This is a genomic window from Actinomadura bangladeshensis, from assembly GCF_004348335.1.
In the GTDB taxonomy this organism is placed as follows: Bacteria; Actinomycetota; Actinomycetes; order Streptosporangiales; family Streptosporangiaceae; genus Spirillospora; species Spirillospora bangladeshensis.
Window position 1 is genome coordinate 1 of the sequence record NZ_SMJW01000249.1, and the last position, 11,426, is coordinate 11,426.

Consider the following 11,426-nt stretch of genomic DNA (forward strand, 5'->3'; position numbering starts at 1 on the left):
GGGGTGGCGCCGCCGGGCGCGCCCGGCGCGGCGGACGGCGCGACCGTGCCCGCCGCGGCGCCGTTGGCGCCGGTCCGGTCCTGCTGCGCCATCGCGGCGGCCGGAGGCATCGAACCGGCGTCCTTCGCGGAGTCCCCGCCGACCTTGACCACCATCAGGATCGCGGTGGGCACGACGGCCACCGCGGTCACGGCGGCGATGGCGATGGCCCGGTCGGTTCGACGCTTCACGGGGACAATTCAACACCAAGTTCCCCGCAGGTAACAAAACAACCCAGGAATCGATTGTCCGCTTCCGGACCGCGATCTTTGTATCCGTCACGTCCCGTGCTAAGGGCGGCTCGCCGTGTCCCGTTCGATGAGCGCCGCGCGGAGGGCGGATTTGCGGATCTTGCCGGTGCCGGTGCGGGGCAGCGCGTCGGCGTACTCGATGCGGCGGGGCGTCTTGAAGCCGGCGAGGCGGGCGCGGCAGGCGGCGACCAGGTCGTCCTCACTCGGCCGGACGCCGCCGGGGACGATCACCGCGCAGACGGTCTGGCCCCAGCGCGGGTCCGGCAGCCCGACCACCGCGACCTGCGCGACGCCCGGGACCGTGCGCAGGACGTCCTCGACCTCCAGCGAGGAGACGTTCTCCCCGCCGGTGATGATCACGTCTTTGATCCGGTCGACCAGGTACAGGTAGCCGGCGGCGTCGACGCGGCCGGCGTCGCCGGTGCGGAACCAGCCGCCGGTGAACGCCTCGGCCGTCGCCTCCGGATCATCCCAGTAACCGGTCGTGACCTGCGGCCCCCTCACCGCGACCTCGCCGAGCGCACCCGGCGGGAGCCGGGTGCCGTGCTCGTCGAGGATCGCGATCTCGGCGCCCGGCGCGGGACGCCCCGCCGACCCCGCCAGCTCCGGCCTCGTCGTGATCGCGGCGCGGTGGTCGTCCGGCGACAGGAAGACCGCGTTGCCGGACAGCTCCGTCATCCCGTAGCCCTGGTTGAAGTCGCAGCCGAGCATCTCGTCGGCGCGGCGCAGCAGCGGGACCGGCATCGGCGCCGACCCGTAGGCGATCACGCGGACGCCGCCGCGCAGCACGTCCAGTGCCGGAGGGTCGTCCGCCGCGTGCGCGAGCAGGTCCTCCAGCATCGTCGGGGCCAGCGACAGGTTCGTGACGCCGTGCCGGCGCGTCGCCTCCACGAGCGCGACCGGGGTGAAGCGGCGCAGCACGACGGCATGGCGGCCGGACAGATGGTGCAGGACGACCTGGTATCCGGCCACATGGCACAGCGGGAACGGCGTGCAGAAGACATCGCCCGGCCGCACGGGACGACCGGACGCCGTCGCGGCGATGCCCGCGAGCAGGCTCCGGTGCGTGAGCCGCACGCCCTTGGGGCGGCCGGTCGTGCCGCTGGTGAACATCAGCCAGGCCACGTCGTCCGGGTCGGTGCCGGACTCGGGGGCGGGCGCCGGGCCGTCCCAGGGCAGGTCCTGGATGCCGGTCAGCGGCGGGTGGTCCGGCGGCAGACCGCCTTCGGCGGCGAGGCGGTCGAGCAGGTCGGGCTCGCCGAGGACCAGTTCGGCGCCGCTGCGGGCGATCTGGTCCGCCCACTCGCGCGGATGCAGCCGCTGGTTGAGCGGCACCAGGATGCGGCCGTCACGAGGAACGCCGTAGTAGGCGGCCACGTACTCCAGGCGGTTGTGCGCAAGCAGCGCCACCCGCGCGCCGGGCGAGCAGCGCGCCGAGAGGTGGGCGCTCAGTGCGTCCACGCGTGCGCGGAGTTCGCCGAACGTCCAGGTGGTGCCGTCCACCGACAGCGCTGGAGCATCGGGCGCGTCCGCCGCCGCGGCGGCGAGCACGTCGTAGAGCCGGCGCCGCGAACCGTCCATCACACTCATCGCCACCCCGGTGAATGTACCGACCGCGCGGCGGGCCGGGTCCGCGTGTACCGCTGGGTGGACGCCGGGACGGCGAAAGGGCGCCCCCGCCGCTGCGGGGACGCCCTTCCGATGAGGCGATCAGGCGGTCTCGAGCTCCGCCGTCAGGTTGCGGACCGCGTTCGGGTCCACCGGGATGCTCGGGCCCATGGAGGTCGTCAGCGACGCCTTCTTCACGTACCGGCCCTTCGCGGCGGACGGCTTGAGCCGCTGGATCTCGTCGACCGCGGCCGCGTAGTTCTCCACCAGCTGGCGCTCGTCGAAGGACGCCTTGCCGATGATGAAGTGCAGGTTCGCGTGCCGGTCGACCCGGAACTCGATCTTGCCGCCCTTGATGTCGGACACGGCCTTCGCCACGTCCATGGTGACGGTGCCGGTCTTCGGGTTCGGCATCAGGCCGCGCGGGCCGAGCACCCGGCCGAGGCGGCCGACCTTGCCCATCTGGTCCGGCGTGGCGACCACCGCGTCGAAGTCCAGGAAGCCGCCCTGGATCCGCTCGATCAGGTCGTCCGAGCCGACGATGTCGGCGCCCGCGGACTCCGCCTCCTGCGCCTTGGCGCCGACGGCGAAGACCAGCACGCGGGCGGTCTTACCGGTGCCGTGCGGCAGGTTGACGGTGCCGCGCACCATCTGGTCGGCCTTGCGGGGGTCGACGCCCAGCCGCAGCGCGACCTCCACGGTCGCGTCGAACTTGGTGACCGCGGTCTCCTTGGCCAGCTTCACGGCCTCGGCCGGGCTGTACAGCCGGTCCCGGTCGATCTTCTCCGCGGCGGCGCGGTAGCCCTTGCTGCGCTTCATGGTCGTTCCTCCAGTGGAACTCGTGGTACGGGCCAGCGCCGGCCCTGCCACAGACGGGTGTTACTTGACGTCGATGCCCATCGACCGGGCGGTGCCGGCGACGATCTTCTCGGCGGCGTCCAGGTCCTTGGCGTTCAGGTCGGGCATCTTGGTCGTGGCGATCTCGCGGATCTGGTCGCGGGTCACCGAGCCGACCTTGGTCTTGTGCGGCTCGCCGCTGCCCTTGTCCACGCCCGCGGCCTTCAGGATGAGCTGCGCGGCCGGCGGCGTCTTGGTGACGAAGCTGAACGACCGGTCCTCGTAGATGGTGATCTCTACGGGGATGACGTTGCCGCGCTGGGACTCCGTGGCAGCGTTGTACTGCTTGCAGAAGTCCATGATGTTGACGCCGTGCGGGCCGAGCGCCGTACCGACCGGCGGCGCCGGCGTCGCCTGCCCGGCCTGCAGCTGAACCTTCACCAACGCGGCAATTTTCTTCTTGGGAGGCATGCCTCTCCCTCAATGTTCCGTTTCGCTGTGGTCCCGACTCCCGGACATCCGGGCAACACGGCGGGCGGAACTTAACCGCCGCGTTGGGACCTTGGCCGACCCACATCCCCGCGTGCGCGGGGAGCACAGCTGCACCTTGACAAGCGCAGCGACTTTTTTGGGGTCATCCCCGCGTGCGCGGGGCTGCTGGTGTCTCGCCTCAAAGACTCTGGGACGAGCTCCGGACCCATCCCCGCTGGGCGGGGACGACCTGTCCAGGATACGGCCTGCCAGGGGCAGCTCCGTCAGATCTTGGAGACCTGGTTGAAGCTCAGTTCGACCGGGGTCTCGCGGCCGAAGATCGAGACGAGCACCTTCAGCTTCTGCTGCTCGGCGTTGATCTCGTTGACCGTGGCCGGGAGGGTGGCGAACGGGCCGTCCATGACGGTGACGGACTCGCCGACCTCGTAGTCGACGGCGGCCGGGATCTTCGCCTCCGCCTTGGCGGTCTTGACGGCGCCCTCCTCCGGCTCGGGGGCCAGCAGGTTGGCGACCTCGTCGAGGCTCAGCGGGGACGGCTTGTTCAGCAGGCCGACGAAGCCGGTGACGCCCGGGGTGTTGCGGACGGCGGCCCAGGACTCGTCGGTCAGCTCCATCCGGACGAGGATGTAGCCCGGCAGGACCTTCTCGTTGACCTTCTGGCGCTTGCCCTGCTTGATCTCGGTGACCTCGTGCTGCGGGACCTCGATCTGGAAGATGTAGTCCTCCATGTTGAGGGTCTGCGTGCGGGTCTCGATGTTGGTCTTGACCCGGTTCTCGTAGCCCGCGTAGGAGTGCACGACGTACCAGTCGCCCGGCTGGAGGCGGAGCTGCATCTTGAAGTCGGCGTAGGGGTCGGCCGGCGGCTCGGGCGCGGCCTCCTCCTCGTCGTCGTCGCCCTCGACGGCCTCGGCCAGGTCGGCGGCGTCCTCGGCGGGGTCGGGCGCGGGGCCCTCGCCCTCCAGCTTCGTGTCCGCGGGCTCGGCGTCGCCGGCGGAGACGACCGCCTCGGCCGTCTCGTCGGCGGGCTCGGCCGCCAGGTCTGCCGCAGCAGCCGCAGCGGACTGGGCCTCTTCAACGGCCTCGTCGTAGGGCTGTGAGGACTCGGACACGGTGACTCTTTCTCTCGGTCTGCGGTGATGGGACTTACCAGGTTACTGCGGGGGCGCCCGGCCGGCCGGGGGCCGCGGGCCGCGCGGCGTCAGCCGAAGATGGCGTAGACGCCCTTCTGCAGCCCGTAGTCGAAGCCGGAGACGATCGCGACCATGACCAGCACGAACACCAGTGCCGCGGTCGTGTAGGTGATCAGTTCCCGGCGCGTGGGCCAGATGACCTTGCGCAGTTCGGCGATGACCTGGCGCACGAACAGCGCGGGCGAGGTCCGCCTGGACGGGGACTTCTTGCTGCCCTTGCCCTTGCCTTCGTCCTTGGCCTCGGGCTCGTCGCGGGTCTCAGTCGCCATTTGCCGCCGTTCACCTCATAGGTCGTGATCCAACCACCATGTGGTTGCCGCGCGGTCCCGTGCCCTGCCACGGCGCCGCCGTGACGTTGACGGCACGGGTGCGCGCACCGCACCTCGCAGGGCAGGAGGGACTCGAACCCCCAACCGCCGGTTTTGGAGACCGGTGCTCTACCAATTGAGCCACTGCCCTTCATTCTCCGGCTAAGGAGAACACCCGACCATGGGATCGGGGTGGTGCCGCGCCCCAGCTTACGGCCTACTGGCGGTGCCCGGGTCCGGACAGCCTCGTATACCGGTGACGCGTCACTTGGAGGGTGAGTCTACGTGCCGGAGGGCCCCGCGTCGAACCGATACGCGCGGTCCGCTCCAGGGGCGTCGGTGCGGCCCGTCCGGCCGACCCGGATGACCGGCCCGGATATATGGCTCAGGTCTCGGGAGGCGATCTGTAACGATGGGGGTATGAGCATCGACCGTCCTCGCATCTCCAAGCGCATCGCCGCGATATCCGAATCCGCCACGCTGGCCGTCGACGCCAAGGCCAAGGCGCTGAAGGCGGCGGGCCGCCCGGTCATCGGGTTCGGCGCGGGCGAGCCCGACTTCCCCACCCCGGACTACATCGTCGAGGCGGCGGTCGCCGCCTGCAGGGTGCCGCGCTTCCACAAGTACACGCCGGCGGGCGGGCTGCCCGAGCTGCGCACCGCCATCGCCGAGAAGACCGGGCGCGACTCCGGCTACGAGGTCGAGGCGAACCAGGTCCTGGTGACCAACGGCGGCAAGCAGGCGGTGTACGAGGCGTTCGCGGCGCTGCTCGACCCGGGCGACGAGGTGCTCGTCCCGACCCCGTACTGGACGACCTACCCCGAGTCGATCAAGCTCGCGGGCGGCGTGGCCGTGGACGTCGTCGCCGACGAGACCACCGGCTACAAGGTGAGCGTCGAGCAGTTGGAGGCGGCCCGCACGGACCGGACGAAGGTGCTGCTGTTCGTGTCGCCGTCCAACCCGACCGGCGCCGTGTACACGCGGGACGAGATCGAGGCCATCGGCCGCTGGGCCGACGAGCACGGCCTCTGGGTCGTCACCGACGAGATCTACGAGCACCTCGTCTACGGGGACGCCGAGTTCCACTCGATGCCCGTCGTGGTGCCGGAACTGGCCGACCGGACGCTCGTCCTGAACGGCGTCGCCAAGACGTACGCGATGACGGGCTGGCGGGTGGGCTGGCTGATCGGCCCGGCGGACGTGGTCAAGGCCGCACAGAACCTCCAGTCGCACGCGACGTCCAACGTGGCGAACGTGTCGCAGGCCGCCGCGCTCGCCGCGGTCACCGGCGACCTGGCGGCGGTGGCGGAGATGCGCAAGGCGTTCGACCGGCGCCGCCAGACGATCGTGCGGATGCTGAACGAGATCCCCGGCGTCGTGTGCCCCGAGCCGGAGGGCGCGTTCTACGCCTACCCGTCGGTGAAGGCGCTGCTGGGCAAGGAGCTGCGCGGCAAGCGCCCGGAGACGTCGGTGGAGCTGGCGTCGCTGATCCTTGAGGAGGCCGAGGTCGCGCTGGTGCCGGGCGAGGCGTTCGGCACGCCCGGCTACTTCCGGCTCTCCTACGCGCTGGGCGACGACGACCTCGTCGAGGGCGTCTCCCGCGTCGCGAAGCTGCTGTCGGAGGCGAGCTGAGCCGCCGGGCTCCGGTCGACCGGCTCGCACGCGGGCATGAGAACCGGCCCCGGGCTGCACTCTGCCCGGGGCCGGTTCTGTGCGGACGGGGCATGCCCGGCCCCGTCCCGGAGTGCCCGGACGGGACGTCCCGCGGCGGCCCCTCTCCGCCGCGACCGTCCCGCCAGAGCGCGGCTCTTACGGGCGCACGCCTTCCGCGATGCGCATGAGCTGCTGCTTCGCCGATCCGGCGGCGGTGACGGTGACGCCGACTCCGGGCCGCGCCAGCCACGAGATCTGGCGCGCCGAGTCGGGACGGTCCCCGGTCAGCGCGGGCATCCCGTGGACGGACGTGCGTCCGGGGACGCCCGGCGTCCGCAGGAGGTCCGCCGGGCCGGTGAGCTTGCTCCCCTTGATCAGAGCGATCTCCACCCACCCGGTGTTCCCGCGCCAGGTGCACGTCGTGGTCTCGCGTCCGGCGTCATGGGTCACGGCGCACGGCGCCGCGGCGGCCAGGCCGTCCGGGATGTAGGTGATCCACTGCGGAAGCCTGCCGACCGCGTCGCCCGCGCCGGGCCGCTGCGGCCGCGTCGCACCGCCGGACGAGGCGTGCTCCTCGGGTTTCGGTTCGGCCCCCGTCCCGGGCCCGCCCGCCGACGGCGGAGCCGCGGGCAGGCCCGGAGCGGGAGGTCGCTCCGGCGGCCGGGACGCCGTGACGGCGGTGGTGGGACGGGCCGTCTCGGAGTTCCCGGCCGGTGTGGCCCGGAACGACTGATAGGTGGGTACGAGGGCGAGCGCGGCGACGGAGGCGGCGGCCACGCCCGCGGCGGCGTGCATCCGCGCCTTCCGGCGCCGGTACCGCCGTTTGACGTCCGTGACGAGCGACGGCGACGCGGACGCCCCGGCCACCTGCTCGGCCATGGCCTTCCGCAGTTCACTCTCCAGATCCATCGCTCATCTCCCCAGTGGCGCCAGGTTCGTGTCGAGGCGCTCCCGGAGCCTGGCGAGCCCCCGGGACGCCTGGCTCTTGACCGTGCCGACCGAGCAGCCGAGCGCCTGCGCCGTCTCCGCCTCCGAGAGGTCCTCCCAGAAGCGCAGGACCAGGACCGCGCGCTGGCGCGGGCCGAGCTTGCGCAGCTCGTCCATCAGCGTCCCGCGCAGCTCGACGGCGTGGTTCGGCGAGGCGGCCGGCGTCTCCGGGAGGCGCGCCATGTTGATCTCCCGGAGCACCTTCCAGCGGCGGGCGCGGCTGATCACGAGGTTGACCAGGATCCGGCGGACGTAGGGTTCCGGATCGCTGCCCGCCTCCAGCCGCCCCCAGTGCCGGTAGGCCTTCTCCAGCGCGGTCTGCAGGATGTCCTCGGCGTCCTGCCGGGCCCCGCACATCAACGCGGCGGTGCGCAGCAGGGCATCGCCGCGTGCCGCCACGAACTCCACGAACGACTCGTCGTCTCGACGCCCCACTGTGCTCCGTCCCGGCCGAGGGGTTCCGGTTGTTCCTCAGGTCGTCGGGTGGGCGGCCCCCGCGCCGGGGCCGCCCGCCCGGATCTCGTGCTACTGCGCCTTGTGCAGCGCCGCGGTCACGTCCTGCAGCCCGCCGGCGAGGACGGGGCTGCCGTTGACGAACAGCGAGTAGCCGCTCGGGTCGAACAGCAGCACGCCGCCGCCGTTCGGGGTCTGCCAGCCGGCGACACCGGCCACGGTGACCGGGGTGCCGCCCGCGGGCAGCTTCAGCGCCTGCCGGAGCTGATTCTGGGTCATGCCGGCGGGCGTCTTCAGGGTTTCGACGGTGAGCCACTGGCCGGCCTTGCCGGTCCACTTCTGGGTGACCGCGCAGATCTGCTGCTTGCGCAGCTCGGCGGCGCCGGGGACGGACGAGACGTAGCGCAGGCCCTTCGGCAGCATGACGGCCTTCTCGACCGCCCCGCCGACCGTCACCGCGGGCCGCAGCTTGCCGCAGTCGAGCTTCGGCACGGCGGGCAGGCCCGGCTTGGCGGGGACGCGGGCGGACGGCTGGGCGGCGCGGGCGTTGCCCGGCACGTCCTTGGCGGACGGCGCGCAGGTGGGCAGGTTCGCCGGGAGCTTGCCCTTGAGGTCGGGGACCTGCGCGTCAGGGACCTTGGCGTCGGGGAGCTCGGCGTCCGGGGCCTTGACGCCCGGCACCTCCGCCTTGGGCAGCTTCGCCTCCGGCGCACCGGGCAGGTTCATGGTGGCGGGGTTGTCCTTGAGCCGCTGCTCGACCTGCTTCTTCGCAGCGGCGTCGGGGACCTTGACGTCCGGCAGGTCGGCGCCCTTGGGCAGCGCGGCCTTCGGCAGGTCGGACTTCGCCGGCAGGCACGTCGGGAGCGTCGTCGGCGCGGCGGCCGGCGCCTGGCGGGCCGCGGCCGGGGCCTTGGCGGCGCTGGACTGGAGGCCCGCCTCGTGGTGGGTGCCGGTCATCGCCCACGTCGCGCCGCCGCCGACGGCGACGGTGCCGACTGCGGACGCGGCGATCAAAGCGGCCTTCAGCGTGATCATGGTGTGTCCCTCTCTGCCCGTGTCTTTCCGCGGGGGGTGGCCCGTTTCTCTCTGGCGCCCCTCGTATACGCACGGTGCCCGTACGGGGTTGCACGCGGTTCCAAAGTTTTTTCCGAGGTGCCCATGAGCGGCATGGCCGCCTGGTGTCATGGGAGGTAGTCCGGTGTGGTGATACCGCGTGTACGGGGTTCGGCCGGGCCTCTGATCCGGCAACATTGGCTCATGGAGGCCCGTACCGTTTCAGCCCGCCCGGCCGGGGACCAGTCGCCGCCGGACCGTTCCTCGCCGAACCAGGGAGAGCCCGGCGCCGCGCGCCGTGCCGCCCGCCCGGACGTGGCCCTGCTCCCGAAGGCCCACCTGCATCTGCACTTCACCGGGTCGATGCGGCACTCCACCCTGGTGGAGCTCGCCGGCCTGCGCAGCGTCCACCTGCCGGACGCGCTCGTCGAGGACTGGCCACCGAGGCTGCACGCGACCGACGAGCGCGGCTGGTTCCGGTTCCAGCGCCTGTACGACATCGCGCGTTCGGTGCTGCAGACCCCGGACGACCTGCGCCGACTGCTGCGCGAGACCGCGGAGGACGAGGCGGCCGAGGGCTCGGGCTGGCTGGAGATCCAGGTCGACCCGAGCGGCTACGCGGCGAAGTTCGGCGGGCTGACCCCGACCGTGGAACTGGTGCTGGACGCGGCGCGGGAGGCGTCGGAGGCGTCCGGTGTCGGCATCGGCGTGGTGATCGCGGCGAACCGGACCCGGCATCCGCTGGACGCGAAGACGCTCGCGCGCCTCGCCGTCCGGTACGCGGGCAAGGGCGTGGTCGGGTTCGGGCTGTCCAACGACGAGCGGCGGGGGCGCGCCTACGACTTCGAGGGCGCGTTCCGGATCGCCAAGCGCGGCGGGCTCCTGTCGGACCCGCACGGCGGCGAGCTGCTCGGCCCGGCGAGCGTCCGGGAGTGCCTGGACACCCTCGACGCCGACCGGATCGGGCACGGCGTCCGCGCCGTGGAGGACCCGCGGCTGCTCGCGTCCATCGTCGACCGGGGCGTGACGCTGGAGGTGTGCCCGGCGTCGAACGTGGGCCTCGGGGTGGCGGCGACGGCATCGGACGTCCCGGTGCGGCGGCTGTTCGAGGCGGGCGCGTCGATCGCGCTCGGCGCCGACGACCCGCTGCTGTTCGGGTCGCGGCTGGCCCGCCAGTACGACCTGGCCCGCACCGAGCACGGGTTCTCCGACGCGGAGCTGGCCGAACTGGCGCGGCAGTCGATCAGGGCGTCCGCGGCCCCCGACGACCTGCGGAAACGACTGCTCGCCGGGGTGGACGCCTGGCTCGCGGGCTAGCCGGGGGTCAGCCGTCGGCGCGGGTCTCGGTGCCGCGCAGGCCCTCCGCCCAGGCGGCCGTCGAGACGGGCAGGTCGGGGCCGGCCGGGGCGCCGAACGCGGCCTGGACGTTCACCAGCAGCGCGGTCGCCAGGAACCGGGCGACCTCCTCGGGCGGCGCGCCGGACAGGTCGTGCACGAGCCGCCACAGCCGGGCCCAGCGGACGCGGCCGAGCCCGCGGACGTCCTCGTCCCGCACGGCGATCGCGTAGATCTTGAGCTGGAGGCGCGCGAGCGCGGGCGCGTCGCGCGGCAGCCGGGCGCACGCCTCCGCCATCGCGGCCATCGCGTCGCCGCCGCGCAGGCCGCCGGCGGCGTCCCGCAGGACGTCCTCGATGTCGTCGAAGCAGCGTTCGGCGGCGGCGAGGAACAGGGCGTGCTTGGACGGGAAGAGCCGGAACATGTAGGGCTGGGAGACGCCGATCCGGCGGGCGATCGTCCACGTGGACGTGCCGTCGTAGCCGCCGTGGGCGAACTCGGCCATCGCGGCCCGGATCGCGAGCTCGCGGCGTTGCGCCGCGCTCATCCTCGGGCTCATGCCGTCCACGCTAGTGCCCGGACGGGCGCCACATGCCGCGGCGTTCGAGGTGGTCGGTCAGCAGGCCGCCGGCGCGGACGACGTGGCCGCGCATCTCGGCGCCGGCCGCCGCGGCGTCCCCGGCGCGCAGCACGGCCAGGACCCGCTCGTGATCGCGGACGGCGAGGGCGGGCCACCCGGCCAGCCGCCCGTACAGCCCGCGTGGGACGTACCGCGCCGCCGCCGCGAGCGACCAGGCGAGCTTCGGGGAGTCGGCGGCCAGGTTGATCTCCCGGTGGAAGAGGTGGTGGTACTCCTCCACGAGGTCGGGGCGGTGCGCGGCCTTGGCGCGTTCCATGGCGCGCTGCAGGCCGTCCAGTCCCCGGAGGGTGCCGGCGCCGATCCGGGGGGCGGCGCGGGCGGTGAGTTCGGCGGCGATGCCCGCCTGCACCCAGAACAGGTCCCGGACGTCGCGCTCGGACAGCGGCGCGACGACGAACCCGCGTCTCGGCTCCAGCACGACGAATCCCTCGCTGCGCAGGGACTTCAGCGCCTCCCGGACGGGTGTGACGCTGATGCCGAACTCCAGCGCGAGCCGTTCCAGCCGCAGGTAGTCGCCGGGCCGGACCCGGCCGTCCATGATCAGCTCGCGGATGCGGGCGGCGGCCTCGTCGGCCAGCTG

General features: G+C 72.8%; 13 protein-coding genes and 1 tRNA gene. 2 read left to right on the plus strand and 12 right to left on the minus strand.

The annotated features are described in order from the left end of the window. The 7 genes from E1284_RS41955 to E1284_RS32845 all read right to left on the minus strand — a co-directional run. Positions 1–230 (minus strand): hypothetical protein (locus E1284_RS41955; RefSeq protein ID WP_207924085.1); only part of this gene is annotated, 230 nt, incomplete at its 3' end. A 99-nt stretch (positions 231–329) separates the two neighbouring features. Further along, a complete protein-coding gene (locus E1284_RS32820) occupies positions 330–1,880 on the minus strand; it encodes a class I adenylate-forming enzyme family protein (RefSeq protein WP_243714889.1) in 1,551 nt (516 codons plus the stop codon). A gap of 120 nt (positions 1,881–2,000) precedes the next feature. After that, positions 2,001–2,717: a 50S ribosomal protein L1 gene (gene rplA / locus E1284_RS32825; RefSeq protein WP_131944051.1), complete on the minus strand. Its 717-nt coding sequence runs from the start codon at positions 2,715–2,717 to the stop codon at positions 2,001–2,003. 60 nt (positions 2,718–2,777) lie between these two features. Further along, on the minus strand, positions 2,778–3,206 hold the full coding sequence (gene rplK, locus E1284_RS32830; RefSeq protein WP_131944052.1) for a 50S ribosomal protein L11: 429 nt from the start codon (positions 3,204–3,206) through the stop codon (positions 2,778–2,780). Between the two features lie 284 nt (positions 3,207–3,490). Then, a complete protein-coding gene (nusG, locus tag E1284_RS32835) occupies positions 3,491–4,336 on the minus strand; it encodes a transcription termination/antitermination protein NusG (RefSeq protein ID WP_207924086.1) in 846 nt (281 codons plus the stop codon). 89 nt (positions 4,337–4,425) lie between these two features. Continuing rightward, complete coding sequence (gene secE, locus E1284_RS32840; RefSeq protein ID WP_131944053.1) at positions 4,426–4,686, minus strand: preprotein translocase subunit SecE; 261 nt, start codon at positions 4,684–4,686, stop codon at positions 4,426–4,428. Between the two features lie 117 nt (positions 4,687–4,803). After that, positions 4,804–4,876: transfer RNA gene (locus E1284_RS32845), tRNA-Trp, on the minus strand. A 269-nt stretch (positions 4,877–5,145) separates the two neighbouring features. Here E1284_RS32845 and E1284_RS32850 point away from each other — a divergent pair. Beyond that, on the plus strand, positions 5,146–6,357 hold the full coding sequence (locus tag E1284_RS32850) for a pyridoxal phosphate-dependent aminotransferase (RefSeq protein WP_131944054.1): 1,212 nt from the start codon (positions 5,146–5,148) through the stop codon (positions 6,355–6,357). Between the two features lie 177 nt (positions 6,358–6,534). Here E1284_RS32850 and E1284_RS32855 read toward each other — a convergent pair whose 3' ends face one another. The 3 genes from E1284_RS32855 to E1284_RS32865 all read right to left on the minus strand — a co-directional run bounded on the left by E1284_RS32855 (position 6,535) and on the right by E1284_RS32865 (position 8,853). Beyond that, a complete protein-coding gene (locus E1284_RS32855) occupies positions 6,535–7,287 on the minus strand; it encodes a hypothetical protein (RefSeq protein WP_131944055.1) in 753 nt (250 codons plus the stop codon). 3 nt (positions 7,288–7,290) lie between these two features. Continuing rightward, positions 7,291–7,800, minus strand: coding sequence for a SigE family RNA polymerase sigma factor (locus tag E1284_RS32860; protein ID WP_131944056.1), 510 nt, complete (start codon positions 7,798–7,800; stop codon positions 7,291–7,293). A gap of 90 nt (positions 7,801–7,890) precedes the next feature. After that, positions 7,891–8,853 (minus strand): hypothetical protein, encoded by a 963-nt coding sequence (locus tag E1284_RS32865; protein WP_131944057.1) that lies wholly within the window; start codon positions 8,851–8,853, stop codon positions 7,891–7,893. Positions 8,854–9,075: 222 nt separating this feature from the next. On the opposite strand from E1284_RS32865, the gene E1284_RS32870 reads away from it, so the two are divergent. Then, positions 9,076–10,188, plus strand: coding sequence for an adenosine deaminase (locus E1284_RS32870; RefSeq protein ID WP_131944058.1), 1,113 nt, complete (start codon positions 9,076–9,078; stop codon positions 10,186–10,188). A gap of 7 nt (positions 10,189–10,195) precedes the next feature. Here E1284_RS32870 and E1284_RS32875 read toward each other — a convergent pair whose 3' ends face one another. Further along, positions 10,196–10,765, minus strand: a complete 570-nt coding sequence (locus tag E1284_RS32875; RefSeq protein ID WP_207924087.1) for a TetR/AcrR family transcriptional regulator — start codon at positions 10,763–10,765, stop codon at positions 10,196–10,198. 10 nt (positions 10,766–10,775) lie between these two features. Beyond that, a partial coding sequence (locus E1284_RS32880; protein ID WP_131944059.1) for a GntR family transcriptional regulator occupies positions 10,776–11,426 on the minus strand: 651 nt, incomplete at its 5' end.